We start from the raw sequence: 26899 nt of genomic DNA, 5'->3' as shown, positions 1-26899 counted from the left end.
GTATTCACGCCTTGTGGCGCGAAGGGCGCGATACACACGAAAAGCCCCGGCAGGTCAAGTCCGCCGGGGCAGTGTCTACTCGCTTGCAGTCCGTCCGCAGGAGCCTAGTAGCCCTTCTGTTGGATATACTCACGGATACGTTGCTGACGCACATCGGGGTTTGGGTGCGTGGACAGGAATTCCGCCGTGCGCTGACCGCCACTGGTCTGCATCACTTCCCATAGACGGATCGCCGCGCTGGCATCAAAGCCTGCTCTGTGCATGTAATCCACACCGGCAAGATCGGCCTCCAGCTCCGCATTGCGACTGTAGGGAAGGACCACACCGAGATTTGCCGCAGCACTGCCGAGCGCGCCGATCTGCTGGGCGGAAGCCCCGATAGCCTCATTCCCGCCAAGTGCGGACGCGCCAATCTGGACGGCTGTCGATGCCGCTGCCTGACGTGTCGCGCGCTGGTTGGCGTGTCGATATATTGCATGGGCGGCTTCATGCCCAAGGACTGCAGCCAGCTGGTCATCGTTTTCGACCAGGTCGAGAAGCCCCGTATAGACACCGACACGATTGCCCGGCATCACAAAGGCATTGACGTCATCGGAATTGAAGACCTGCACGTCCCAGCTTTCGCCAGCCTTGGGCGTCGCCGCGGCAACCCGGTTCCAGACGCGTATCACGCGCTGATACTGGGCGCCTGAATTAAGCGTGGGTGTCTGCGCCTTGAGCTGCTGCCAAGCCTGGGCCGAAGCCTGTGAGAGCTGCGCATCATCATAAGCTGCAAACTGCGTCTCACCTGTATAGGGGTTAGTCGAGCAACCGGAGACACTCACGAGAAGTCCCGCAGCAGCCAGACCAGAAACGACTGGCGCGCGAAGTCGAGCTGCTCTCGACCTCACTCGAAGTGACGAGCCATCGTTCTTGGCTCTCGCTCCATTCAGGAATTTCAGCTTGTGAGTCATGCTCATCCTCCGTCGGCAGTAAATGATCCCGTCACCTATAACTTCTGTCAGCGCAAATGGTTCGGAAATTCGATCAGGTGCGCGAGAACTAATTTCATTCCGAGGCCTGAGTACTTACACTATCCGTCCTGCTCGCCAGCGCTGGCATCGTTGATTCTTTCAAGAACCTCCAGAAACGCCTCCGACGGGTGGCGTTTTTCGGGAACGGCAAAACCCCGCTCATCTTCATCGGTGAGCGTGTCGGCCACTTGCCAGTCTGATGCCTCTACCGAAGGCTCAGGCAGTGCTTTCGACGCAGGGCCCTCCAATGATGGCGCTTGCCTGGCTTCAGGGCTGTAGGCTTCCTCGAAATAGGCCAGCCGCCCCTCAAGGTAGCGGTTGCGCCAACGCAGCCTTGCAAGCTCCTCGTCCTGGGAAGCGTTCATCACAGGATGCTCCGGCTGGGCCGAGACAGGCATCCTCTCCTGCGCTTCCACGAGTTTATCTTCAAGCGCTGTAACCCTGGTTTTCAGATAACCCACCTGCCAGGCGCGCTTGCTGTCGTCCCGGGGGGAAGACGCCATGTTCTTCGACAGACCGTGGATCTTCCCCTCAACATCGCTGACCCGCTCCTCAAGATAGACGTTCCGCGCCTTCAGATCAGCAATCGCGTCCAGCTGATCCGGCTTGTCGGCCTCTTCCGTCTCGGCACTTACGACTGGGGGCCTTTCACGCAGGTCGCGTATCTCTTCCCTGGCCGCATGCAATTCATCTGTAAGGTTTGAGAGACGCCTGTCACGCTCACGAAGGTCTTCGAGGTTTGCGCGTGCCGCCCGTGCCAGAGCTTCTTTCTGTCGCCTTTGCGTGGCGTAGAGACTATCAAGCTCACCGCGTATCTGGTTCAGTTCAGCCTGCGCCACATCCCGCTGCATCTCCGCATCCCGGCGTTTTCTTTTTGCCGTGATGCCGCGCGATATCCATGCAGCGATGAAACCCAGCAAGGCTGCCGCGCCAATCCATATCCAGACATAGTCATATATGAGACTCATCGAACCTGGCTTCCTCTCCGCAGGCGATACACCTGCCTACTCAGTCCACACGCCAGCAGACTACTCCCGTGGATGATGCGCAAGCCAGTCCTGCCACAGCAACCTTCCACATAGGTATGATTTCAAGCCATGAAGGTTTCACAGTGCGATCCATGCCGCATCAATTGTTTTCAGACAAGTCTGTGCTAAAGGCCCGCAAATGGCGGCGCACCTTGAAACCATTTCCAGTTCATCAAACCCCCTGATCAAGACCTTGCGCAGTCTCGACAGGAAGAAAGCCCGTACAGAAACAGGGCTCTTCCTGGCAGAAGGTGCGCGCCTTGTCGAACAGGGGCTGAAGGCTGGCTGGGAACTCGACAGCCTTGTCGTCTCCGCCTCAAGCACCGACCGCCCCTTCATTCGAACGCTTGTGAACAAGGCCCAGTCAGGTGGCGCCCGTACCATCCAGGTTACAGACAGACTTGCCGGCCAGATCGCCCGCAAGGATAACCCGCAGGCCGTGATCGGTGCCTTCCGGCAGAAACATCCGGGCATTTTCGGTCTTTCCGCGGGTTCCGGCGATCTCTGGATTGGGCTTTACGAAGTGCGCGATCCGGGAAATCTGGGCACAATCCTGAGAACAGCAGACTGTGCAGGGATTTCGGGCGTGGTTCTGATCAATCAGTGTTGCGACCCTTACAGTGTTGAAGCTGTCCGGGCATCGATGGGTTCTGTCTTCGACATCCCTTTCGCAAACAGCTCCTTTGAAGACTTCGAAGACTGGCGCAACAGGACCGGTCTCCACAGTGTGGCCGCGAGCGTGAACGGAACGGTCAGTCATACAGGTACGGACATGAAGCAAGGATGCGTTATCCTGATGGGGAATGAGCAGGCAGGCCTGCCTCCGCATGTCGAAGAGAAGTGCGACACACTCTGCCTGATTCCGATGCGGGGCGGTGCCGACAGTCTCAACCTTGCGCAGGCGACCGCCATCATGACCTACGAAGCCTGGCGCCAAAGGGACTTTGAGTGAGAGACTTTGCATGAAATACGATCACACCCTCTTCCTCGCCGATGACTGGAAGGACTATCAGCTGCTCGACAGTGGCGAGGGCCTGAAATTCGAGCGTTTTGGCTCGCAGAAGGTTGTACGCCCCGATCCACAGGCGTTCTGGATGCCGCAACAACCGGTGAAAAGCTGGAAAGCGGATGCCTGGTTCGATGCCAAGGCTGGAGACGATGAACGCGGCCAATGGCGTCGTCTCAATCCGAAGGCGCCTGATGACTGGCCAATGGAGTGGAAAAGCCTGAAGTTCAAGGCACGCCGCACCCCGTTCCGTCATCTCGGCGTTTTCCAGGAACATTCGGTTCACTGGGCATATGCAATGGAGCGCCTCAAGGCTGCGCCCTACCCGACAAAGGTCCTCAACCTGTTCGGTTATACCGGGCTTATGTCGCTTGCGTGCGCGCAGGCCGGAGCCGAAGTCGTCCACCTCGATGCAAGCCCGAAATCGAACGGCTTCGGCAAGGAAGCCCAGCAGATGTCGGGACTGCAGGACCGAAAAATCCGCTGGATCGCTGATGACGCGATGAAATTCGTTGCCCGCGAGAACCGTCGCGGTAATCGCTATGACGCCATTATCCTCGATCCACCAAAATTCGGCCGCGGCACAAATGGCGAAACCTGGAAATTCGAGGAAGACCTTCCCGCACTCCTGGACGGCATCGTCCCGCTACTGGTCGAGCGCCCGCTCTTTGTCATTCTGACAGCCTATGCCGTGCGGCTCTCACACATAGCCCTGGCCCAGGCGCTCGGTGACAGGCTGGAGCCATTTGGCGGACGGATCGAGATGGGGGAGATGGCGCTCCCGGAAAAGAAAAGCGGCCGGATGTTACCGACCGCTATCTGCGCGCGCTGGTCTCCAGACTGACCCTGCCTAAGCAGCTTCGCGCTCCCGTCGCGCATTGAGCTGCTGTTTCACCCGTTCGGCAAGCTGACGCACGCTGAATGGCTTAGGCAGGAAAGAGACTTCCCGGTCATCATCGAGCTTTTTGGCGAGATCACGCTCAGCATACCCAGAAATGAAGATTACACGCGCTTCCCCGAGATGCGCCTTGGCTTCTCTTATGAGTGCTGGACCGTCCATGCCCGGCATCACGACATCGGAGATCACGAGATCGAATGTGCCGGATTCGTCTTCCAGTATTTCCAGGGCTTCCTCGCCATCCTCGGCGGCCATGACCTCATAACCGCGCGAGATCAGGTGCATAACGGCAATATCGCGCACGCCTTTCTCATCTTCGACCAGCAGGATCTTGCCCCGGCCAGAGATATCGACCGGGCGATGCTCTGCTTCTTCCTCTTCCGGCCCGGTGGTTTCCGGCTGCGGAATCTCATCTTCTTTCAGGGCCGGCAGGTAGATCTGGAAATTGGTGCCTTCGCCCATCTTCGATACGGGACAGACATAGCCTTCAGACTGCTTGATGATGCCGTAGACTGTGGCCAGGCCCAGCCCGGTGCCAACACCGACATCCTTTGTCGTGAAGAAAGGCTGGAAGATCTTGTCCATTATATTTGCCGGTATGCCGTGCCCGGTATCGACAATCTCGATCAGCAGATATTCGCCATCATCGACAAAACTGAACCCGTTCCTGTGTGCATCCGCCCCGGTTGCGCGGGAAGTCCGGATCGTCAGCTTGCCCCCGGTACGGCCATTCTGGAGCATCGCGTCGCGCGCATTGGTGACCAGGTTAAACAGCGCCGTTTCGAGCTGGTTCTTGTCAGCCTTCACATAAGGCAGGTTACGTTGCGGGATATTGGAGAACTCGATCCGCTCATCCAGGATCTGACGTAACAGGATCGACAACTCGGAGAGGAAGTCGTTCACGTCGAAGATTTCGCGCTTGAACGTCTGCTGACGCGCATAGGCGAGCAGCATGTGGACGAGATCCTTCGCACGAACCGAGAACTCGTGAATACTTTTCAGGTTCTCATAGGATGGGTCCCCGACCGGGTGACGTGTCATCAGGTCATCATTGTTGAGCATGATCCCCGTGAGCACATTGTTGAAGTCATGCGCCACGCCGCCCGCCAGCTGGCCGATCGCTTGCATCTTCTCACCCTGTGCCAGGCGCAGCTCGAGTTCCTTCTGCTCCGTCATGTCGATGATATAGGCAACCGAAGGCTGCCCCATATTGTCCAGCGTCACGAAGACATTGACGCTTTTTGGCTCATCGCCGCCAAGCTTGAGCCCTACCGGCTTGTCGATCGCATCAACCAGTTTCGATGACAGCCCTTTTTCATCACCGTCCTCGACAAGGAACAGGTCTGAAAATCTAGTGCCCGGCGCACAACGCCCCTCGGCCATGGTCATGAGGGCACGGTTGGCGTCCATGATAATTGCACTGTCGACCGAATTGCCTTCAAGACGCACTGCACCAAATGGGGCGTCATCGAACATCGGGTCGCCATCGGGACGTACTGGCCGGCTTGCCGATGCTGCGAGAAAGCGTCCCTCGCCTTCCAGCTGTGCCTGATTGTTGGCAACAACAACCGTACGCCCCTGGGCATCCGCGCCCTTGCCGGTCCATGTCGTCATCGTCTGGATTGGCATTTCAACGCCATCGCGTGTCCGGATCATGATATTGGCCCGCACCGGTGCTCCGGATTTGCGGTCGCGCGCCAGCAGCTTGACGAATTCCGGGCGCATGATGTCATCCAGCCGGACATTCCGGGCCGTCTCCGGCAAACCGATCAGCTCACGCAGCCATGCATTCGCATAACTCAGTGTTCCGTCCGGCCGCGTCGCAAAGAACCCCAGTGGCGCATCCTCGACGTACAGTGCCTTCATGTCATACGCACCGCTGGTTGCCTCAGCAGCCCCGACACGCCTCAACCGCCAGAGCACGCGCTCCCGCGGCAACGGAGCAACGCTTGCCGCGTATTGCACAGGCACGGCCTCCGGGCCGAGCGTCAGGGCCGGCAGGACCTCGTGATGCGAATCGCCCTGTCGCGCTGATCTGGACAGACGAAACACAGGTGCCGCAAGCCCCGGACTTGCGCTGAAAATCCTGTCTATGGTGATCGGTCCCGCGCTGTCCTGTTGCCCGGCCAGCGCGATGGCCGTCAGATCGCGATACTTCTCATTGGCCGCAATCGGCGCGCCGCCCTGATCGGTCACGAGGACAGCCTCGTCGAGCGCCTCTATCCATCCAAAGCGCGGATTCTGGGCCTCAACAGCTTCTTCTGCCGCGCCTTTCTGCGGAAATAGGCCCAGCCTGCGCCCTGCCCCTTTCAGCACCCATAGCAGAAACACCATGCCGCCCGCGGCCATGGAAATCAGCAATATCGGCCCGGTTCCGCCAACGGCTCCCGGCCATGCAATAGCAATACTTGCCGCGGCCACAGCAATCAGCAGGCATCCCCAGAAAGCAAGCTGAAGCATGTCAGGACGACCGAGAAAATCGGTATCCTGATCCATATCGTCTGCGAATGCTGAAACGTCTTTTTCTTTGTCGGTTATGTGTGACGTCATGAAGCCAACTCCTGCCGTCCGGCCCATTCATGTTACCTTCTGGCGATTCGCTGGGATTATACCAGAATCAGCTGCCGCGCGCGCGTACGTGCCCATAACGTTCGCCTGCACGAGTTCTGCCCCTGAAAAGTTAATCAATCAAAAAAAGGGTTAATAGGAACTGTGAAATCGCCGGGAAAAGCCGGTCATCCACAGGTCACCTGTTTTCCGGGATATCTCGACTGCAGCTACGCTAGAGCCCCTGACGCGCAACCTCGCTGTCCACTGATTTAAAATGATAAATGCCCCTCAGAAGCGTTTTTAAGGTCGTCTTCAGCACCCTTTTCAGGGAGGTTTCTGGCCGCAGCAATCTGGAACATGCCCAGCTGTCTTTCCGTTCACATTACAGAAGATCAACGAACTCGAGGTGAACATGAAGACGGTTCTTTTAACCGCAGCGCTTGCAACAGCATCACCGGTCGCCCTGGCGCAGACACCCATGGGTGATCGGAACACACAGCCTGTAGCCACTGGTCAGCAAGCCGATATGGCTGGCGACACCGTGGAAGGCCCCCTGGCAAGTGAGATCGAAACACGCGTCACAAAAGACAGCTTTGGAACTGAACTTGGCTCCGACACGTCCAGCAGTGCCGTAGAAGCCGTTCAGCGGGCTTACGTGCAGACAATGTACAAGCCCATCTGGACACACGATGGGGTAACATCCCTGCAGGACGTTGCCTCCAATCTGTTTTCTTATGGGCTTGTCTCTGACGACGTCATCGAATCTGATCTTGAAAATATGGTCAATCAGCGCTTTTCGGATGCAGGTGATCCGGTCTCGCAGGCTGAAGCCGATATCGCCCTTACGGGCGCGTGGTTACGGCTCGCACAGGCGATAAGTGGCGGTCTCACTGATGAAGGCGAGGCTAAAACTTCAAAGAAAGCGGCCGCTAGTTATGGCCTGCTTCCCGAGTTGCTGGTCGAAGCCGGACAGGGCAACGCCGCTGATACACTCGAAACGCTCGAGCCGGACATGAATCAATATGACCAGCTCAAACAGGCCCTCCAGTCATACCGGGAAATCCGCGAGGAAGGCGGTTGGCTTGCTATCCCTGAAGGCGACATCGTCGAGGCGGGAGAAACAGACCCCAGGGTACCGGCCATACGTGAACGCCTTGCGGCTGAAGGTTATGAAGTCGAGAATTCGATTTTCACGCTGGTGGGCAATGTCGTGGAACAGGCCGCGGAAAGTAACGAGACCAGCCCGGCTTCCTCTTCCGAACACGCCTTTCTCGACACCGACGAGTTGAAAATCACCCCTGACCCGACCCGCTTTGACGAAAAGCTGGCGCATGCCGTGGAAGCCTTCCAGACGCGTCATGGCATCAAGGAAGACGGCGTGATCGGCCCCAACACGATCTCCGCCATGAACGAGAGTGTCGACTCCAAGATTGCCCGCATCGCCGACACGATGGAACGCTGGCGTGCCTTTGACGGGCTGGACAATCGCTTCATCTGGGCAAACATTCCGTCCTACACTGCTGAAGGCTGGGACAATGGCGAGCGCAAGCTTGCCATGAGGACAATTGTCGGGACGGCTAGCCGGCAAACCCCTACATTCAATGACCAGGTTGAATACGCCGTCGCCAACCCCCGCTGGTATGCGCCTGTGAGTATCGTGCGTAAGGACAAGCTTCCCAAGCTCCAGAATGACCCAGGCTATGCAGAACGCGGCAACTACAAGGTTATTGACCGCAGTACCGGCGAGGAAGTCAGTGCGTGGTCCGTGAACTGGAACGATCCGGCGTCAGCTGAAAAGTACCGGCTGGTCCAGATGTCCGGTGAGGGCAATGCTCTCGGCCAGCTCAAGATTATCTTCCCGAACCAGTATTCGGTCTACCTGCACGGAACGCCTGGCGAGCACCTGTTCGACAGGGCCAAGCGGGCATTCAGTTCAGGCTGCATCCGGCTTGAGGAGCCCACCAGAATGGCCCGCTGGATTGCAAGCGAAATGCCGGATACAGATGCTCATAAGCTCGACGAAGCGGTGAGCGATCAAGGTCTCGAGAAATTCAACTTCGAGAAAGAAATCCCAATCCACATCACATACATGACCGTGACGGTCGATGATGATGGCAGGGTGAATTTCTGGCGTGACATCTATGACCGCACAGATGGCATCGAACGGGTTGAAAAGCTCGCGCCACTTCATGACAGTGATGCCTAGTATCAGATCGAGGCCAATTTGACCTTAATCGCCCCCCTTCTGACAGCGCTATGGTCATTCGGGTCGATAACGGGAGCGTCCGCAAATGCTCCTGTTACGCTGAATGGCTCCGAAATCCCCTACGAGATCTGGCATGAAACGGTGATGCCCGGAGAGGATGTGCAATTTACGCATCCTGCAAACGTGTCCGTTTACATTGGAGATGAACCAGCAGGCTCGTCGGGAAGCTTTGAAGCCCCCGAGACAGCAGGCACTTACGATCTGGAGTTCCGTAAGCCGGACGGAACGGTCGTTCACGATATTGCCCTCTTTGTCCTGGAGCCCGCAACACATATCGCCGAGGATGGCCGGCTTAACGGTTTCCGCATGGGGGCCTATCCGCAGGATACGCCGCGCGGTTTCATCCGGCTGGATAAAGGGCATGGAGACGTGAAGGTCTCACCGAGTTTCCGGATTGGCCAGTTCCTCTGCCACCAGCAACCCGATCACTGGCCGAAATATCTGCTTGTCAGCAGCTCAAACCTCAATCGCCTGGAAATCCTGCTCAACTCCCTGCGTGCCGATGGCCTGACTGAGGCTGATACCTTCTTCGTGATGAGCGGGTTCCGCTCTCCATTCTACAACACCTCGATCGGCTCAGCGAAACTGTCGCGCCATATGTATGGCGACGCCACGGATGTGTATCTCGATGTCGCCCCAAAGGATGGCGTCATGGACGACATCAACAGGGACGGCGTCATCAACAAGGAAGATGCAAACTTCCTGTATGACTATGCCGAAGACCTGTTTGCGACATCGGATGCCGCACCGAAGGGAGGGCTGGGAAGCTATTCCGCGAATGCCGTGCACGGCCCCTTTGTTCATGTCGACGGTCGCGGGCGTGCCGCCAGGTGGGGCCGGTAGAGCTTAAGACGCAATAAGCCTTGCGATTCAATCGTCAGGACGCCAGAACTCTTCTGAGTTGATCATGAAGGAGTTGCGGCGATGCCTGATATTTTCGGCGATCTATTCACAATGAGCGGCTTCTTCACCTTCCTGATGCTGCTCCTGCTTCAAGCTGTTCTGGGCTTCGATAACCTCCTCTACATTTCCATCGAATCCAAACGCGTTGGCGAACAGAAAGAAAGCATGGTTCGCCGGTGGGGCATCGGCCTTGCCATGCTGTTCCGGATTATCCTCCTTATCATCATCGTCAGCCTGTTCGGTGTCCTGGCCGAACCGCTTTTCTCGATAGACATACCGCGGGTTCTGGATGGTGAATTCACGCTCCAGTCGCTTGTCACGCTTGGGGGCGGCGGTTTCATCATCTACACAGCCATCAAGGAAATCACCCACCTGCTGACAGTGGATGAAATCGGCCATGATGCAGGTGGCAAGAAGAAATCCGTATTCGAGGCGATCACGCTCATCGTGGTGATGAACCTGGTTTTCTCGTTCGACTCCATCCTGTCAGCAATGGCCATCGCGAACGTCAAGGAAACCGTGGATGGCGTTGTCGAGACACGCTACCAGGTCACCATCATGACCGTCGCCATTGTCGCTTCGGGCATCATCATGATCCTGATGGCGGACTATGTCGCCGAATTCCTGAAAAAGAACCGGATGTATGAGGTTCTCGGCCTGTTTATCCTGTTCCTTGTTGGCGTGCTGCTGGTGACCGAGGGCGCGCATCTCGCCCATATGCACATCTTCACCTTTGCGATTGATGCGATGTCGAAGGCCAGCTTCTACCTTGTGGTGGGTGTTCTCGTCATAACCGACATCATCTCCACCAATTATCAGAAGCGCCTCTGGGCACGCCGCGAAGCCGAACTACGCCAGGCACGTACGAACAGTGAGGGAGGACCTGACGGCGGATAGGCGTCAGGTATTGAAGGTCTTTCGGATACGCACGGCCATGTTGCTGCCCTTGCGGCCAACATCGCCCTCAAAAGCCGGGACACCATCACGGCCGCCGGAAAGTAGTTCTATCGGCTGATCCGCTGGCAGACCGAGAAGCAGGGTGTCGCCCTGCTTGAGCCCGGACAGCCGGCTGACTGGCACACTCAGTGACGCCATGCGCGCGGTGAGCAGGACGCTTACAGGGCGCTTGCCGGCAGACGGAGCCTGTGGAGCTGTCTGAGATATGACAGCATCCTCCATCACTGAAAGATGAAGCTCCGTCCTGGCATGCCCCAGATACACATCGAAGGCGAGACTTTCTCCCGCCCCTTCAGAGACCAGCGATCCCACATACTCCTGATCAGTCTCGACGCCGAGAAGCTGCACATCACTTCCAAGCGCACCACGAAGCGGTGACAGCAACTGTTCCAGCAAGGCGCAGTCAATTGCACTCAACTGGCGCTGTGTCGTGACGTCCCCGGAAAGATCGGCAGCGCCACCACAGGCGTGAGTCACAAGCGAATTGCAAAGCGATGCAGGCACTTCGAGAACATGCGTGACAGCCTCTTCGCTATTCCCGAAGCAGAGATATGACGGCGGCATGGATGCTTCATTTGCGGCATAACGTTGCCCAAAACGCTCAAAACGCTTCGATGAGCTGTACCGGAAAGACGCTTTCAGTCCTGTCGCCTGCGCGAAAAGCAATGTCAGGCGTGCGGCAAGTCGCTTACCTTCCGCACTCTGTGCCGGGCCACTTTCCAGTTCGCGCGTGAAGGGCTCAGATGGAACATCAGCAGGCGCTTCCTGCTCGTTGATCTTGGGGAGGTTGGGACGCAGCAGCGCTTCAATCTCGTCCTTGGAAAGGACATTGCGCGTATTGGGCATACGAAAATCGTCATTACCCGGCTTGGCCTGCTGTTCTGTGGGCATATCCCGCATGACAGCTCGCTCCCGCCGTTCCGGCATTGCCCATTCTTCCGTGTCGCTGAGTGCCGAGCCCTGCATGCTGATCCAGTCCTTATTAAAGGTCATGTCTGAGCCGCACCGGTTAATGAGGCGTTAGGATTTACCCATCTGCCTGCTGCTACACTGAGATAAAAGCCGCGATTCCGGCATGAGTTCCTAATGAATTCGCCGAAACGCTTAACGAACTGCGCGTTGATTTAATCGCCGGGAAATAACTGGTTAGGAAATGATTCGGATTCAGGTGGCACATTGCCTTTCAACGGACCGGCACTCAAAAAAACCGCCGGGCGTTGGGTGATAAAGAAACGGCAGCGTCACAAAGAGGACGCTGCCGTTTTTCTTTGTCTCTAGAATTCGGATGGCTCAGTCGTCGCGGACTGTGCGCTCCTGGCGCTCATGACGCTCCTGCGCCTCCAGGCTTAATGTTGCTGTAGGACGGGCCTGCAGGCGCTTGAGGCTGATGGGCTCGCCCGTTTCGTCGCAATACCCATAAGTACCGTCATCGATCCGGCGCAGTGCCGCATCAATCTTGGCAATCAGCTTTCGCTGACGGTCGCGCGTACGCAATTCGAGCGCGCGGTCACTTTCCGAGGATGCGCGGTCAACCAGATCGGGATGATTGCTGGAATCTTCCTGAAGATTGCTGATCGTCGATTTCGTGCCGTCGAGGATATCATGTTTCCACTGCTCGAGACGGGCGCGGAAATAGGTCTGCTGACGAGGGTTCATGAACTCCTCATCATCGGACGGTACGTAATTCTGAGTACCAGAGTCTGACATTGTCTTAACTCCTCCAACACGGCGGGCCTATATAGCGTGTTGCCTGTATGTGCAATTGCGCATTGCATTTCTTTGCCGTTCTCCTGTCACAGGAGTAAGGCGCTATTCTGGCGAATATCAGGCCTTTCCCGTGTCTGGCCCTCACGCCTGTTAATGCGGGCTTGCATCCTGTACCCGGACTGTGCGGTATATTCAGGCTTACACCCATTGTGGCGTACGTTTTTTTCACTCGAACCGGGTCGCTCATGCCCAAACTCAGAAGACGAAGAGAAACGGCGCGCCAGGACACCTGGCGCAAGACTCTCCTCTTCAACGGGCTTCTTTTCCTTTTTGCCTTTCTCGGCGCCCGGCTCATCATAGACGCACATACGCCAGTCAGCTTCGATGGCGACCCGGATTTTCACGCACGCGCCGAGACGCGGCGCGCCATGGACGAAGCATTCCGGACCATCATGCCTGAAGATGAGAAGCCGCGCGCCTTCTGGGCCAGGCAGATCTCCACCCAGCTTGCCGCACGCGACTTCTCCGCTGCACGCGGCTACCTTCTCGCCGCGCCCGTTATGCTCGAAAGGGACGACACACGCGCCATCATGGCCGCAGCCCAGGCGGAAGAGACAGGAACGGACGATGAAAGGCTGGTCCGCGCTGCCCTGCTCTTTCTGCCCAATGAAACCCGTGCGGAATATCAACGCGCGGTAGAGCCCAAACGGCTTGATCTTGACTATCTCAAGCCCAGCCCAGCAGAGGAATCGGCTTCGCAAGCAGCCCCGACAGCCATGGACAGGGAAAGCAGTGGCGCAAACCGTGACGGCATGGAACGTACTGTCACGACGGGCAGCGCAATAGATGATTACAGCATGCCGCGGGATCCAGCTTTCTCGATGACGGGCGACCGGACGGACCTGGTACGCCGCGCCCAGCGCTGGGTGAACGGAGACGCAGTTGACAGTATGCAGATCCGGCTTAGCGCCATCAGCCTCATGGCCATCAGGAACGGGCAGGTAACTAACAGCGAGCACGCACAGGCCGTGTCGGTGCTGAAAGCCGCCGGGCGCGCCGGACGGCTGACCCCGGAGTATCGCGATTACATATCCAGCCGGATTGATCTTGCTATACCGCCTCAGCCGGCCATGGAAGCTGTCAGAAGCGCCCTTGCACAGGTCGCCCCCCTCGCTCAGCTCGAGGAGCAGGTTCTCGACGCGTTCGAAGCCGTGCTTCGCCCCCAGGGCCTCGTGCAACTCGAAACAGATCTGGACGCAATCGGCAGCATCGCGGAGCTCACAAGCGCCCCTGGCGCAATCACACTTCTGGAAAGCGCCAGCTCGCCCGAGGATGTCAGGAAACTCAGACTTATCTCCGAAGCCGGAGGTGATCGCGCCGTCGCACTCTCGAAGCAGATCGGCCCCCGTATACTCAGGCTCGCCAAGACCGGAGTGAAATGGTCGGTCGGCCTGATCGTACGCGCCCTGCTACTCGCTGCTATCCTGCTTGGCCTCTTCTGGGCAGTGTTCGCAGCTATCAAGCATGCCGGCGCAGTACGACACTAGGACAGTCAGTCCCCGGCAGGAGATCTAGCCGATCGCAAAAGCGCCCTTGATGCCATCAATGATGAGCTGGGTGGAAAGCGCGGCCAGGATCACACCGAAGATACGTGTGATCGCCCCGGCAATGCTGTCACCCATGGCACGCACAAGCGGTGTCGCAGCCAGGAAGACGAACAGGCACAGCACCATATTCAGCGCGATTGCTGAAAGCACGGCACTTTTCTGCTCCCAGCCAACGGCTTGCGACATGAACAACATGGCTGTTGCAATCGTGCCTGGCCCCGCAAGCATCGGGATACCGATCGGAAATACCGAAACATCGTCCGGTTTTTCGTGCTCTTCCAGATACTCATCGGCCCGGCTCTCGCGCCGCTCGGTCCGTTTCTCGAAGACCATGTCCAGAGCAATGAGGAACAACAGCACACCGCCAGCTGCCCGAAAGGCATCAATCGTGATCTTGAGCTGGGCAAGCAGCCAGGCCCCAAAGAAGGCGAAGCCGAAAATGATGACCGATGCCACGACGATCGAACGCCACGCCATGCTTCGTCTGTAAACAGGCGTGCCGCGCGCCGTCAGAGATGCAAAAATCGGCGCAACGCCAACCGCATCGATCAGGACAAAGAACGTCACAAAAGACGCTGTAAAGACTGAGAGAAAATCGCCATTCATGAGTGCGGCTTAATCTGAGGGCCTCAAGGCGTCCAGTATCTCTTCCACCAGCGGCGTCAGGGCAGGTTTGCCGTTCCGCATATGTGCAGGCCGGTCAACGCTCTGTCGCTCGGCCATCATCTTTATGAGACGAACACCTCGCGCACGCTGCAACAGCCCTTCAAGCGTGCCTGCCTCAGAAACACTGCCATGGACACCACCCCCAAAGTCGATCCTTATCGTCTTGGTGGCACCCCCGGACTCCAGCAGGGCGATGCCCTCCTCCAAAGGAACCGGTGAATTCACTGATGTCTCCTGAACGCCTGCCTGCCCTTCAGCCACTGCGTGCCTCCGCAACCGGATTGCGCTGGAGCAATTTCCTGCATGTGCCCAGCGCAAGGTATATGTCTCCGACGGCAAGTGATCGGGTTATGGACAGAATGGCATCCGACACTTGACCGTCTTGTGTCTTCTCAACCGCGTCTGCGAGGACAGAAATACAATTATCGTAGAGCGGGCCTTCGGACTCGCCGGCCAAATATAACTGCATTACTGCGAAGTAGACTGCATCATACACATCGTTGACCTGCTCAGGGAACATGAGATCGCGCTCACGCAGGATACGCGCTCTTGTCTCCAGCAACAGCGTGCCACGGCGTTCGCCATTGCGGATCACAGCACCGTTCACCACGACAGCTTCGCCAGGTTTCAGTGACAGTTTAAGCGGCATATTGCCTTCCCCCCGAGGGCATTTCGATCCGAATCGAATGGTAAATACTATGTAATGTACAGTTAATGCCATACTGAAACAGAAAAATTCCAGTTCTCGCTTTATGGTATTTCTCACTTTTGCGGATGTGACGCGAAGTCATCCTGAGAGGACCGGTTGCCCTCTGCTGTGCGGTGTCTATCATCGGAAGAGAAACAGATTGGAGACTTTGATGCGCTTTGAAGGTACCGACAATTACGTAGCAACCGATGATCTGCGGGTGGCGGTCAACGCAGGTATAGCCCTGGAACGGCCGTTGCTCGTCAAGGGCGAACCAGGCACCGGCAAGACCGTCCTGGCGATCGAGGTTGCCAAGGCGCTTGGCGCGCCACTTATCGAATGGCACATCAAGTCCAGCACGAAAGCCGCCCAGGGCCTCTACGAATATGATGCCGTGAGCCGCCTGCGGGACGGCCAGATGGGCGACGAGCGCGCCAAGGACGTCGCCAACTACATCAAGAAGGGCAAGCTCTGGGAGGCTTTCACCTCCAAGGAACGCCCGATCCTGCTGATCGACGAAATCGACAAGGCCGATATCGAATTCCCGAACGACCTCCTGCAGGAGCTCGACCGTATGGAATTTTATGTCTACGAGACCGACGAGGTCATCAAGGCCAAGCAGCGTCCGATCGTCATCATCACGTCAAACAACGAGAAAGAGCTGCCGGACGCCTTCCTGCGCCGCTGCTTCTTCCACTTCATCAAGTTCCCGGACGAACAGACGATGAAGGAAATCATCGACGTTCACCATCCGGGCATCAAGCAGAAGCTCGTCAAGGATGCCCTGACGACCTTCTACTCCATGCGCGAAGTGCCTGGCATGAAGAAGAAACCTTCCACCAGTGAGCTGCTCGACTGGCTGAAACTTCTCATGAACGAGGACGTCGATCTTGAAACGATCCGCGAAGAAGACCCTGACAAGCTGACACCGCCGCTGCACGGGGCCCTTCTCAAGAACGAGCAGGATGTGGCTCTCTTCGAGCGCCTGGCCTTCCTGTCACGCCGCGAGAACAGCACACGGCGCGGCCCGGCGGGCTAAGTCCCCGAATAATCAAACCTTTACATGAGCCGGTCCTTTGGGGCCGGCTCATATTTGTTGGGCCAGGTTCCTTTACCGGGCATCAAGCATTCTGTGCGAGGTTTCCCATGCACGGTTAGATATAATCATAAGTGATGGGACCGGCTGAAATGAGTATTCTTGGCGTGAAGCTGTCAGATCTGACGGCTCGCTTGTCTGATGTGTGGGACTTTCTGCTGCCCTTCGGCACCGACTCCCGTCTGCATTGGACGGGCTTGAGCGCATTTCTCATCATCGGCTCATGCGTGTATCTGGCAAAGCGTCGAACGCTCAGCCGCGACGGCTATACAGGTATCCAGAATTTCCTGGTTCCGACCCAGCTTTACCGGACAGCCTCGTCTTGGCTGGATGTAAAAATTTACTTTGCCAACAAGATTTTCGCTCCGCTCAACAGTCTGGTGTTCCTGACGGTATTCTCAGGCTGCGCGGCCGGCATTCTCAGCCTTGCCAGCGCAACGCCTTCCGCCGAAGACACAGGAAGCGCGAGTCTGTGGCCGCTGATACTGGCGACCCTCCTGTCTGCACTCGCAACGGATCTGGCTTACTATTTCACGCACCGGGCCTCACACGAGGTCAGCTGGCTCTGGCCTTTTCACAAGGTGCATCATTCTGCCGAAGTGCTCACCCCGTTGACCGCCAAGCGCAATCACCCTGTTTTCGATCTACTCCTGAAAGCCGTGACTGGCCTTCTGGGCGGCACCATGGCGGGCATTATCTTCGCACTCACGGGCACTTATGAACTTCATGCCATGCTTGGACTCGGGGCCTTCATCCTCCTGTTCAACCTGATGGGCGGTGCCCTTCGCCATTCTCACATCTGGCTGGATTACGGGCCTGTACTGGACAGGATCTTTATCAGTCCCGCCCAGCACCAGATACATCATTCCCGCGCGCCTCGTCATCACGACAGGAATTATGGACTTATCTTCGCCCTCTGGGACTGGGCCTTCGGAACCCTTTATATCCCCGACGGTCAGGAGAAGCTCGAATTCGGTATCGCTGACAGCTTGGGTCAGGCTGAAGCACAGCCGCATAACAGCCTCGTCGACGCCTACACAGTACCCTTCCGCGAAGCTGCGTCCATGCTATCGGTCCCGCGCATGTCCCGTCAGGAGACAGGGTCATGAGCCGGGGTTTTTCACTCTATCTTGACCTTGTCCGCTTTGCCGCAGCGGTCGTCGTACTGTTTTCTCACATCGCTTATGAACGCTACTCCGCGGGAGCGCTCGCCTGGGTTCGTGACCTCAATATCGGGTCGGATGCCGTGATACTCTTTTTCGTGCTGTCCGGATTCGTGATCGCCTATACGACCTTCGGAAAGAAGCGCGGCGCTGCGGACTTTACGAAAGCAAGAGTCGCAAGGCTTTACAGTGTCGTTATACCCGCAGTCTTGTTGGCCATTTTCCTGGACACGGCCGGACAGGCACTCAACCCTGAACGCTATGAGGGCTGGTGGTACCAGCCCCTGCCAGTCTCCGAACATTTTTTCCGGGCATTGAGTTTTTCTACCCAGCTCTGGTCGGACAATATACGCCTCGGCACGAACGGCCCCTTCTGGTCGCTGACCTATGAAGCCTGGTACTATCTGGCTTTTGGCGTCGCCGTTTATAGCAGGGGGCATGCCCGATGGCTGATACTGGCCCTGCTTGCCCTGATTACCGGCCCCAAGATTATCCTGCTTGCGCCTTGCTGGCTCGCCGGCGTTGGCCTCGAATACGGAATACGGAAAGGACATCTGCGCAACCTTTCGCGCCCGGGCGCCATATTCATGGCCGTTGCTCCCTGGCTGGTTTATAGCTTCTGCCTCTTCTGCGGCCTGCCTGAAACACTGAGGGCGATCACCGCCGACATGCTTGGAGCAAACCCGACACGGGTTCTCGGTTTTTCCGACGAAGTCTTCTGGAACAGCCTCATTGCCGTGCTGGCATCGCTGCACTTTCTGGGTGTCTACAACCTGGCAGGTAATGGTGACCGTATCAGCCCGAAGATGGAAAAGGTCATACGCTGGACAGCCGGAGCAACATTCTCAGTCTATCTGTTCCACTATCCACTTCTGACATTCTTCTACAGCTTTCCTGTCTATGAGCCTGCAAACAGCCTGCATGTGATAATCCTCGGCCTGGTCACCCTGATAAGCTGTTTCATACTGGCTGAAGTGTCCGAGCGGCGACTTTCAAGCTGGCGGTCAATGATGGACCGGATCGCCGAAACCGGCCGCAAGCAACACGTCAGACAGCGTTCTGTCTCCTAACCAGGCCCAGGGCCAGTCGCATGGATCAACCGCTCGGCATTGCCGTCACCTCCTGTGATGGGGCTGTCGTCACATCCGTTGACCTGCCAGCCCTGAAAAGAAAGCCAGCGACAGAATGCCTCTTCAGCTTCACGGGCCGCAGCGCGGTCCGTGACCAGCCCTCCTTTGCCGACATGCCCCCTGCCAACCTGGAATTGTGGCTTGAACAGAGTGACGAGTTCGCCGCCCGGTGAGGCCAGATCCAGGGGGACAGGAAGAATTTTCTCGAGCGCGATGAAGCTGGCATCGCAAACAATGAGAGAAGGCGCTTTGGAGATGACCTCCGGCGTCAGTTTGCGGGCATCGGTTGCTTCTAGCGATGTCACCCGTGCATCCGCTGCGACCTTCTGATGAAGCTGTCCTCTGCCGACATCGACTGCATAAACATGTCGTGCCCCACGGCTTATCAGCACATCACTGAACCCGCCCGTCGAGGCCCCAATATCAAGGCAGTACCTGCCAGCTGGATCGACGCCAAAAACATCAAGCGCATGCGCCAGCTTGAGCCCCCCGCGCGAAACCCAGGGATGGGCGAGCCTGGCCTCTATCCTGTCGGTCGTATTGAGCCTGGCAGATGGCTTGGACAGGCGCTTGCCGTTCACGCGCACATGCCCACCCGCAATGGCTGCCTGCGCCGCGGCCCGGCTCTCGAAGTGGCCCAGCCTGACAAGCAGTCTGTCTGCCCTGTCAGTCTCACTCAATTTTCGCGGCCTTTCAGGAACATGGACATCACCGGGGAGTTAAAACCTGTTACGCGTTAGTATAGTCTCAGACCGGAATTCCAAGGAGCTTCAAATGTCCCGCACACTCATGTTTACGTCTACGGCCGCTGCGGTGGCAGTTCTTTTCGCCTGCTCTCAGCAGGCCTCCAATGCCCAGGAAGAAGACAAGGCCGCCCCAGAGCAGGACGCGATGGAACGTGCCCAGACTCAGGGCGATGAAATGCCGGATAGCCCGGCGGCTGATGCAGAAATGGCTGATGGCCCGGAATCGATCCCGTCCATGATGCGCACCACTGGCGATATCAAGGGCGGTGAGGGCAATACGATCGGCTCTGTCAATCTCGTCGAAGGCCCGAATGGGATCGTCATGGAAGTCGGCATTGAGGCTGGAAGCCTCCAGCCGGGCTGGCACGCCATTCACTTGCACCAGACCGGGGACTGCGGTGACACAGGCGAGTATACCGACTCTGGCGGCCACATCGGCAAGATTGAGGGCGGTCACGGTCTCCTCAACACTGACGGCCCCGAAGCTGGCGATTTGCCGAACCTGCATGTCAGCGCAGACGGTTCAGTGAACTATGAAACCTTCACCAGCATCGTGAGCATGGCAGACATACTTGATGAGGATGGCAGCGCAGTCATTATTCATGAAGGCCGCGATGACCATATGAGCCAGCCCATCGGTGGCGCCGGCAGCCGGGTCGCCTGCTCGGTACTCGAAAAATAACGTTACTGGAGTGACAGGCCGCCATCGGCAATGATGGTCTGGCCTGTCACATAACTGGCCAGTGGCGAGGCAAGGAACATGACGACGCCCGCCATATCCTCTGGCGTGCCGATACGCCCCTGGGGAATGGACCGCATGGCCCCTGCAAGCCGCTTTTCATTCTTCGTGGTGACATGCGTCAGCTTGGTTTCGACAAGCCCCGGCGCAAGGCCATTTACCCGGATACCATCTGTCGCCCATGCGGCACCCAGCGTCTTGGTCAGACCGACTGCTGCGTGCTTTGACGCGCTGTAAGCTGGCGTACCGATCGTTGCATTGAAACCGGCGACCGAACTTACAATGATCAGCTTGCCTTCACGCGCCTGCAAAGCTGGTTTGAGCGCGCTGGCGATGTCCATGACACTGTTTATGTTCACGTCCATCACGGCATCCCAGCCTTCACGTTCGAATTCCTGGCGCTTGTAACGCACCGTTCCCTGGCAGAGCACCAGCACATCCAGCGCCTTTATTGCCCCCGCTGCGCGGTCAATCGCATTGCGGTCGCAGACATCGACCTGGCTGTAGTCGAGGCCGGACAGATCAGATCCCTCGACGCCCTCATAGTCGCTCGCAGAAGGCCGTGTTCCCCAGATCGAGACCTTGGCACCACCGGCCCGGAACGCTTGGGCCACACCGTTTCCGATGCCACTCGAACCACCGACGATGAGAACTGACTGGCCTGAAAAATCGAGCATTGCTTACCTCCTCCTAGTCGCGGCCATCGACCTTGCCTCTAAGGGCTTTCTTCTCGCCGCGCTCCTTCTTCGCCTTGATACGCCGCTCGATCGCGCCCCGGCCGGGCCGCGTCGGAATGCGGCGCTTGCGCTTATGGGTCGCCTTGCGGATCATTGCCGTCAATCGTTCCCTCGCGGCATCCCGGTTACGCGCCTGCGAGCGATGCTCGCTTGCTTCTATGATTACATCCCCCTCCTTGGTGAGACGGCTCTTCCAGATTCGCTGAAACCGGGTTTTCAGCCAGGCAGGCACCGAGGATGCGTTAACATTCCAGCGTAGCTGCACGGCTGTCGCCACCTTGTTCACATTCTGCCCGCCAGGTCCGGAAGCTCTTACAAAGGTTTCGACAAGCTCCCAATAGGGCACTGATATTTCATCATTTATTTTCAAATCTTCATTCGCGGACATAATGAAAAGCCTGTTCAGCTAAGGTTCAAGCTGGGGAACATAATATGAGAATAGGGTTTCTATCTGGAAACCATATCGATGCCGGTTTGCCCCGGTACAATATTTCAGGAGGCTAAGATGGCTCTCTTTAACATACTGACACGCATTGGCGCAGCAGGCGCTCTCGCATTTGCCATTATCACACCGATTGCGGCCGCAGACGACCGGGGCCGCGGCGATCGCGGCGGCTACCATGATCGCGGCGACCGAGGTGATCGCGGTCATCGGGCACGCGGCCATCGCGGTGGTGACTGGAACCGCGGACATCGCCGTCACCATGATCGCAACTGGAACCGCCGCCATCACAACGGCAAGCACTGGAACCGTGGACATAGCCGGAACCATGACTGGAACCGAAGATATAACCGTCACCACAAATGGAACCGTGCACGACATCATCATAACAGGCGTCACTATCGTGCGCCGCGTGTGATTAACCGGTATTATTACAGTCGGCCAAGCTATGGCTATCGCGCTACGCCGCGTGCCAACTTCTACTACAACACCGGGTATTACCATAATGGATACCGGATCGGCAGCCGCTACAACTACAGGCCCAACACGATCATCATCCGCGATTATGACCGCTACGGCCTCTACAATCCGCCACGCGGCTATCACTGGGTGCGTGACCGTCATGGCGATGACGCCATACTCGCGTCGGTCGCCACCGGAGCAATCATCGGCCTCGCCGTAGGCATCATATCTCAATAGGCGCAGAGCCCTGCACTATACATCAAGCCCGGTTTTCATGCCTGAAAGCCGGGCTTTTTGAATCTTCACCTTTCATTAGGCGCGAGTCATGTTTTAATTACTATACCGAACGTGATCTTGCGGTCGGTGCTTTGTTTTTGAACATCAGAAAGGAGGTGATCCAATGTCGAGTGAGAAACCAGGGGCGGCGATTGGATCCGTCCGTGCTGGTGGCCTTGGAGAGCAGCCTCTCTTTGACCGCTAGCACTGACATAGGCAGGACGTGATCCTGCCGGGATTCAAGAGCCAAACCGGCTCACGGAGGCCACCCCCAGGGGTGGCCTTTTCGTTTTCGGGCATCCTGAGAGTATTGCGTGCTAGTCGTTGCCAGCCCCTGATTGGGCATTCCAGAAACGCCCACGGTCAAGATCCTCGCTCAGCCTGATATCGACCGGTTCGCCGGAAAGGCGCTGGCGGTAGACCTGCGTGTTTTCCAGAACGCGCTGGACATAGTTACGCGTCTCCGAGAACGGAATGAACTCGACCCAGTCCACCGGATCAATCTCCCCCGTACGTGGATCGCCATATTCCCGTATCCAGCGGCGCGGGCGCGACGCCCCCGCATTATAGGCGGCCGCCGCCATGATATAACTGCCATTGAACTCTTCCAGCAGCGTATCGAGGTGCGCCCCGCCCAAGGTCATATTGTAGCCAGGATCATCCGTCAGCCAGGAGGTACGGTATTCAAGGCCGATATTACGCGCCTCAATGCGGGCCGTGCTCGGTATGAACTGCATCAGGCCGCGTGCATTGGCATGCGAGATGGCAGACGGGTTCATCTCGCTTTCCTGGCGGGCAAGGGCATACATCACAGAACGCTCGACGCCGGGCTCACGCTGAAGCTCGTAATCCGGTACCGGGAACGCCGCTTCTGTCGGAACAATACCTTGGGCCAGCCCTGCCTTGGCCCCACGCACGCCAATGTCGTGATAGAGATAGTCGGAGGCGAGCTCGGACAGCAGGATATAGTCGGCCTCGGTATCGAGCATGTCATCCAGGTGATAGGCGAAATACCTGAACTCGCCGGCTTCCCCATTTTCCGCCAGCAATTTCAATGCGCGTACCAGCGGCCTGGAGTTAAAGCTCTCGCGATCGGTATCGCTGACTTCTCCCGTGGCTTCGAGATAGAGCTGGGTCTTCCCGGTCTTTTCAGCCGCCAGCTGCCCGTAATAAACGAACGGATATTTAGCAGCTTCTTCATAAGCGGCCTGTGCGGCCTCCTGCTGCTCAAGCGCTTCCAGTGCCCGCCCGCGCCAGTAATGTGCCCTGGCAAGGCTGATCGGCGTAGAGACATTGTTACCGAGGAATTCGAAATGCTCACGGGCACGTTCGGGCTGACCGATATGGCGTAGGGCAACCCAGCCCGCCATCCACTCGGCTGCTGCGAAGTCGCCGCCTGAATCCATGCCATGTGGTGCTGAGAGCTGGTAAGCGGTCTCGAAGTTACGCTCCCTTAGCGCATTGCGGACGGCAACGCCGCGTTCGCCCCACAGATTATCCCGTCCGGCCGGCGGCACATTGGCCCCGTCAATCTGCGCAAGGAGTGGCACATATTCCGACTCCGCCTGCCCCGCCCGGCGTCGCCACTTCGCCCTGTCATAGAGCAGGCCCGGATGGTTCTGGAGGTTTGCCGGGACGGCATTGACCGCCGCATCGACACCGGGGCGTCTGAGCTGAAGATCACTACGTGCGTTGACGAGACGCTGCCAGTCAGACCCCAGATAGGGTTTCAGACGGGCCGCCGCCGAATGCTGGGCCGTCCATAGCAGGAAATCTGCACGCTTTTCATGATCCTCGCGCGTGAGCTGGTTACCATAATCACTCAGTACCTGCTGGGTCTGCCGGGTGTTGAGCGTATTGCCATGCCAGGCCTCGCGGATCATGCTGAGCGCCATGTCTGGCTGGCCTGCACGCGTATGGGCTTCAGCCAGCGACACGCGCCCATCACCTGAAACAGGCCCGCCAACCTCCTCGAACCATGCAATCGTCTGCTCGGGGGTCAGAACAGAATCGGCGACCTTCTCTTCGGCCCGGACCTGAACGCGGACCATGCCCGGCCAGTCTGCTTGTGACTTAAGGAGGTGGCTGAGTTCGTCGAACGACATCTCAGTGTCGCTTCGCCCGCGATACCAGCGGATAATCTTGCGCACGATGTCATCTTGCGCCTGTGTCTCAAGGAAGCGGACCTGCGCCCAGTTCCGGTCGGCTGCCGCATTCAGGGCATCGCGCAAGATGCCTGCATCATGCGTGGAAACGACACTGGAAGCGGAAATCAATTCTGGCTTCGGACTGGGTGCCGTAGGTATGGCCGCACTGGCCGAAGCTGCAGTTGAAACGAACAACAATGCTGCAAGTGTTGCTCTCTGTGTGCTAACGCGCATAAGCCCTGCCTGTTTTCATCTGCTTCCCAGCGTGCCAAACACGCGACTCGGTTTCCAGACCATATGTTCAACACATAAATCGCGGCAAGATTACGATGTTCCAAGGATCAATCCCTGCTCTCGTCACTCCATTCAAGAATGGGGCTGTCGACCGCAAAGCCTACGCAGACCTCATCGAACGCCAGATCGAAGGCGGCAGCGGGGCCTTGGTGCCGTGCGGCACGACTGGCGAGTCGGCAACACTGAGCCATGATGAGCATCGTGAGATGGTGTCATTGTGCATAGAAGTCGCAGCAGGCCGCGTGCCTGTTCTCGCCGGGGCCGGGTCAAACTCAACACGGGAAGCCATCGGTCTTGTCCAGCACGCCAAGGATGCCGGCGCGGATGGCGCCCTCTGCGTCTGCCCCTATTACAACCGGCCTGACCAGATCGGCCTGGAAGCACACTTCCGCGCCATCCACGACGCGGTGTCACTGCCGATCATGATCTATAACGTGCCCGGCCGCACCGTTTCAGACATTCAACCCGAGACCGTTGCCAGGCTCGGCAAGCTGCCGAACATCATCGGCATCAAGGATGCGACGGGCGATCTCGCTCGTGTCAGCCTGCAGGCTGGCGCATTGGAAGGTGAACAGTTCGTCCAGATCTCCGGTGATGACCCCACGGCACTCGGCTATTGCGCCATGGGCGGCAAGGGCTGCATTTCCGTTACGGCCAACATCGCGCCGGAACAGATGGCGAAGATGCATGCCGCGGTTCAGTCAGGCGACCTCGCCACGGCCCAGGAGATCGAGAAGAAGTTCATTGCGCTTCACAAGACGCTGTTCGTCACGCCCTCACCCGGCCCGGCAAAGTATGCGCTTGCTAAACTCGGCCTGTGTTCCGGCGAAGTGCGCCTTCCTATTGTCGCGCCGCATGGTGAGGCAGCTGAAAAAATTGAGGCTGCAATGGCGACAGCCGGACTTATATAGGCGGCATGTCGAAAAAAGATCAGATCAAGGGCCGGAATGATGGCCTCGTTGCCGCTAATCGCCGCTCGCGTTTCGACTATCATGTCGAAGACACGCTCGAGACCGGCATCGTGCTTGAAGGCAGCGAGGTTAAATCCCTGCGCAATGGCAAGGCCAATATCGCCGAAGCCTATGCCGCCGTCGAGAATGGTGAGCTATGGCTGGTGAATGCGGACTTCCCGCCCTATGAGGGCGCAAACCAGTTCAATCACGAGCCGAAACGCCGCCGCAAGCTCTTGGCTTCGAAACGGGAGCTGGCCCGCCTCGCCCAGTCAGTTGACCGGGCCGGGCGTACCATCGTGCCGCTGAAACTCTATTTCAATGATCGCGGGATCGCGAAGCTCCTCATCGGGGTCGCCACAGGCAAGAAAGCCCCGGACAAGCGCGAAACCGCCAAAAAGCGTGACTGGCAGCGCCAGAAGGCGCGCATCCTGAAAGAGAATTAGGCAGAGATGATCCGGGCAAACTGGTCCGGGTCGACATTCCCGCCCGACAGAATGATGCCAACGCGCTTGCCCCTGGCTTCCATAGGCAGGTCATAAAGCGCACACGCAAGCGCCGCGGCGCCCCCCGGTTCCAGAACCAGCTTGAGGTGCCTGAACGCCAGGCGCATCGTTTCCTCGATCCGGTCATCCTCCACGGCGCAACCGCCCTTGAGCAGGCGTTTGCCGAGCGCCCATGTGACAAGCCCCGGTGCAGGCGTCAGTATGGCATCGCAGATAGAGCGCGTTCCCGGCGCATTCACCTTGATGTCTCCCGCCTGTAGCGACTGGCGCCAGTCATCATGTCCGGTCGGTTCCGCCGTCCAGATTGCCGTGTCCGGGCTGAGCGCCTCGAACGCGAGGGCTATGCCATTTATCAAACCGCCCCCGCCTGTGCAGCAAATCAGGTGATCGAGTCCGGTATCCAGTTCCCGCACCTGATGCGCGAATTCGACCCCGCAACTGCCCTGCCCGGCCACGATATACGGGTCATCAAAGCTAGGCACCAGCGTCGCGCCCCGTTTCTGCGCCTCTTCAGCCGCGATATCCTCACGGCTTTCAGTCTCACGGTCATAAAGGCGAACTTCTGCTCCATCCCTACGTACACCATCGACCTTTATCGCCGGCGCATCAGCCGGCATCACGATCAGCGCCGGCATATCGAGCAGTCGGGCCGCACGCGCCACACCCTGCGCATGGTTGCCGGACGAGAAGGCTACAACTCCGGCGGCACGTCTCTCTGGCGCAATCTGGAGCAGACGGTTCGTTGCGCCTCTGATCTTGAAACTGCCAGTGTGCTGGAGGTTTTCGCACTTCAGGAACAGCTGTGCACCTGCCAGTGCATCAAGTGCATCGTTCCGCAAGACCGGCGTGCGCACGACATGTTCTTCAAGCCGGTGCGACACCTCAATCACATCCTGCGAAGTTGGCAATGCAGACATGGGCT

At 57.8% G+C, this 26899-nt stretch carries 26 protein-coding genes; 13 read left to right on the top strand and 13 right to left on the bottom strand.

All coding sequences use genetic code 11. The features are described 5' to 3' along the window. Positions 1-104: 104 nt before the first annotated feature. Both Q1K31_RS03525 and Q1K31_RS03520 read right to left on the bottom strand, forming a co-directional pair. Positions 105-953, bottom strand: a complete 849-nt coding sequence (locus Q1K31_RS03525) for a M48 family metallopeptidase (RefSeq protein WP_300376775.1) — start codon at positions 951-953, stop codon at positions 105-107. Positions 954-1072: 119 nt separating this feature from the next. After that, entirely contained in the window at positions 1073-1981 is a 909-nt protein-coding gene (locus Q1K31_RS03520) for a hypothetical protein (protein ID WP_300376773.1), read from the bottom strand. 199 nt (positions 1982-2180) lie between these two features. Between Q1K31_RS03520 and Q1K31_RS03515 the strand changes: the two genes are divergently transcribed. Next, entirely contained in the window at positions 2181-2993 is an 813-nt protein-coding gene (locus Q1K31_RS03515; protein ID WP_300376771.1) for an RNA methyltransferase, read from the top strand. A 10-nt stretch (positions 2994-3003) separates the two neighbouring features. Continuing rightward, positions 3004-3891 carry a class I SAM-dependent methyltransferase gene (locus Q1K31_RS03510; protein WP_300376770.1) on the top strand — a complete coding sequence of 296 codons (888 nt, stop codon included), beginning with the start codon at positions 3004-3006 and terminating at the stop codon, positions 3889-3891. Between the two features lie 6 nt (positions 3892-3897). Here the strand turns inward: Q1K31_RS03510 and Q1K31_RS03505 are convergent, their stop codons facing one another. Then, positions 3898-6495: a response regulator gene (locus Q1K31_RS03505; protein ID WP_300376769.1), complete on the bottom strand. Its 2598-nt coding sequence runs from the start codon at positions 6493-6495 to the stop codon at positions 3898-3900. A 412-nt stretch (positions 6496-6907) separates the two neighbouring features. Here Q1K31_RS03505 and Q1K31_RS03500 point away from each other — a divergent pair, with 412 nt between their 5' ends. The 3 genes from Q1K31_RS03500 to Q1K31_RS03490 all read left to right on the top strand — a co-directional run bounded on the left by Q1K31_RS03500 (position 6908) and on the right by Q1K31_RS03490 (position 10561). Then, positions 6908-8701 carry a L,D-transpeptidase family protein gene (locus Q1K31_RS03500; protein WP_300376767.1) on the top strand — a complete coding sequence of 598 codons (1794 nt, stop codon included), beginning with the start codon at positions 6908-6910 and terminating at the stop codon, positions 8699-8701. Positions 8702-8719: 18 nt separating this feature from the next. Further along, on the top strand, positions 8720-9604 hold the full coding sequence (locus tag Q1K31_RS03495) for a D-Ala-D-Ala carboxypeptidase family metallohydrolase (protein ID WP_300376765.1): 885 nt from the start codon (positions 8720-8722) through the stop codon (positions 9602-9604). Positions 9605-9685: 81 nt separating this feature from the next. After that, positions 9686-10561 (top strand): tellurium resistance protein TerC, encoded by an 876-nt coding sequence (locus Q1K31_RS03490; RefSeq protein ID WP_300376763.1) that lies wholly within the window; start codon positions 9686-9688, stop codon positions 10559-10561. 3 nt (positions 10562-10564) lie between these two features. On the opposite strand, the gene Q1K31_RS03485 is transcribed toward Q1K31_RS03490, so the two are convergent. Together Q1K31_RS03485 and dksA are read right to left on the bottom strand one after the other, a co-directional pair. Then, a complete protein-coding gene (locus Q1K31_RS03485) occupies positions 10565-11614 on the bottom strand; it encodes a FliM/FliN family flagellar motor switch protein (RefSeq protein WP_300376761.1) in 1050 nt (349 codons plus the stop codon). Positions 11615-11911: 297 nt separating this feature from the next. Next, on the bottom strand, positions 11912-12328 hold the full coding sequence (gene dksA, locus Q1K31_RS03480; RefSeq protein ID WP_300376759.1) for an RNA polymerase-binding protein DksA: 417 nt from the start codon (positions 12326-12328) through the stop codon (positions 11912-11914). Positions 12329-12573: 245 nt separating this feature from the next. Here dksA and Q1K31_RS03475 point away from each other — a divergent pair, with 245 nt between their 5' ends. Continuing rightward, positions 12574-13875, top strand: coding sequence for a hypothetical protein (locus tag Q1K31_RS03475; RefSeq protein ID WP_300376757.1), 1302 nt, complete (start codon positions 12574-12576; stop codon positions 13873-13875). A 24-nt stretch (positions 13876-13899) separates the two neighbouring features. Here the strand turns inward: Q1K31_RS03475 and Q1K31_RS03470 are convergent, their stop codons facing one another. The 3 genes from Q1K31_RS03470 to Q1K31_RS03460 are packed head-to-tail and all read right to left on the bottom strand — an operon-like array spanning position 13900 to position 15250. Then, positions 13900-14541, bottom strand: a complete 642-nt coding sequence (locus Q1K31_RS03470) for a MarC family protein (RefSeq protein WP_300376755.1) — start codon at positions 14539-14541, stop codon at positions 13900-13902. Between the two features lie 9 nt (positions 14542-14550). Continuing rightward, positions 14551-14826, bottom strand: a complete 276-nt coding sequence (locus Q1K31_RS03465) for a hypothetical protein (RefSeq protein ID WP_300376753.1) — start codon at positions 14824-14826, stop codon at positions 14551-14553. A gap of 28 nt (positions 14827-14854) precedes the next feature. Beyond that, positions 14855-15250 (bottom strand): flagellar biosynthesis repressor FlbT, encoded by a 396-nt coding sequence (locus Q1K31_RS03460; protein ID WP_300376751.1) that lies wholly within the window; start codon positions 15248-15250, stop codon positions 14855-14857. Positions 15251-15461: 211 nt separating this feature from the next. On the opposite strand from Q1K31_RS03460, the gene Q1K31_RS03455 reads away from it, so the two are divergent. From Q1K31_RS03455 to Q1K31_RS03445, 3 genes are all read left to right on the top strand, one after another. After that, positions 15462-16328, top strand: coding sequence for a MoxR family ATPase (locus tag Q1K31_RS03455; RefSeq protein ID WP_300376749.1), 867 nt, complete (start codon positions 15462-15464; stop codon positions 16326-16328). Positions 16329-16477: 149 nt separating this feature from the next. Beyond that, complete coding sequence (locus Q1K31_RS03450; RefSeq protein ID WP_300376747.1) at positions 16478-17494, top strand: sterol desaturase family protein; 1017 nt, start codon at positions 16478-16480, stop codon at positions 17492-17494. Further along, positions 17491-18618, top strand: coding sequence for an acyltransferase (locus Q1K31_RS03445; protein ID WP_300376745.1), 1128 nt, complete (start codon positions 17491-17493; stop codon positions 18616-18618). Before Q1K31_RS03450 ends, Q1K31_RS03445 begins: the two co-directional genes overlap by 4 nt. Here the strand turns inward: Q1K31_RS03445 and Q1K31_RS03440 are convergent. Beyond that, positions 18615-19358, bottom strand: coding sequence for a TlyA family RNA methyltransferase (locus Q1K31_RS03440; RefSeq protein WP_300376743.1), 744 nt, complete (start codon positions 19356-19358; stop codon positions 18615-18617). The genes Q1K31_RS03445 and Q1K31_RS03440 overlap by 4 nt on opposite strands. Before the next feature lie 94 nt (positions 19359-19452). Here Q1K31_RS03440 and Q1K31_RS03435 point away from each other — a divergent pair, with 94 nt between their 5' ends. Then, positions 19453-20106: a superoxide dismutase family protein gene (locus Q1K31_RS03435; RefSeq protein ID WP_300376741.1), complete on the top strand. Its 654-nt coding sequence runs from the start codon at positions 19453-19455 to the stop codon at positions 20104-20106. 2 nt (positions 20107-20108) lie between these two features. On the opposite strand, the gene Q1K31_RS03430 is transcribed toward Q1K31_RS03435, so the two are convergent. Together Q1K31_RS03430 and arfB are read right to left on the bottom strand one after the other, a co-directional pair. Next, complete coding sequence (locus tag Q1K31_RS03430; protein WP_300376739.1) at positions 20109-20840, bottom strand: SDR family oxidoreductase; 732 nt, start codon at positions 20838-20840, stop codon at positions 20109-20111. 13 nt (positions 20841-20853) lie between these two features. Further along, positions 20854-21288 carry an alternative ribosome rescue aminoacyl-tRNA hydrolase ArfB gene (gene arfB / locus Q1K31_RS03425; RefSeq protein WP_300376714.1) on the bottom strand — a complete coding sequence of 145 codons (435 nt, stop codon included), beginning with the start codon at positions 21286-21288 and terminating at the stop codon, positions 20854-20856. A gap of 117 nt (positions 21289-21405) precedes the next feature. Here arfB and Q1K31_RS03420 point away from each other — a divergent pair, with 117 nt between their 5' ends. Then, positions 21406-22041, top strand: a complete 636-nt coding sequence (locus Q1K31_RS03420) for an RcnB family protein (protein WP_300376712.1) — start codon at positions 21406-21408, stop codon at positions 22039-22041. Positions 22042-22397: 356 nt separating this feature from the next. On the opposite strand, the gene Q1K31_RS03415 is transcribed toward Q1K31_RS03420, so the two are convergent. Next, on the bottom strand, positions 22398-24461 hold the full coding sequence (locus tag Q1K31_RS03415; protein ID WP_300376710.1) for a lytic transglycosylase domain-containing protein: 2064 nt from the start codon (positions 24459-24461) through the stop codon (positions 22398-22400). 95 nt (positions 24462-24556) lie between these two features. Between Q1K31_RS03415 and dapA the strand changes: the two genes are divergently transcribed. Together dapA and smpB are read left to right on the top strand one after the other, a co-directional pair. After that, entirely contained in the window at positions 24557-25432 is an 876-nt protein-coding gene (dapA, locus tag Q1K31_RS03410) for a 4-hydroxy-tetrahydrodipicolinate synthase (RefSeq protein ID WP_300376709.1), read from the top strand. A 5-nt stretch (positions 25433-25437) separates the two neighbouring features. Next, a complete protein-coding gene (smpB, locus tag Q1K31_RS03405) occupies positions 25438-25917 on the top strand; it encodes an SsrA-binding protein SmpB (RefSeq protein WP_300376708.1) in 480 nt (159 codons plus the stop codon). On the opposite strand, the gene Q1K31_RS03400 is transcribed toward smpB, so the two are convergent. Continuing rightward, on the bottom strand, positions 25914-26894 hold the full coding sequence (locus tag Q1K31_RS03400; protein WP_300376707.1) for a threonine/serine dehydratase: 981 nt from the start codon (positions 26892-26894) through the stop codon (positions 25914-25916). The two genes, smpB and Q1K31_RS03400, sit on opposite strands and share 4 nt — an antisense overlap. Positions 26895-26899: the final 5 nt, after the last annotated feature.

The sequence above is a fragment of the Henriciella sp. genome, assembly GCF_029936995.1.
Taxonomy (GTDB): Bacteria; Pseudomonadota; Alphaproteobacteria; order Caulobacterales; family Hyphomonadaceae; genus Henriciella.
This window is presented reverse-complemented; position numbering and strand designations above follow the sequence as displayed.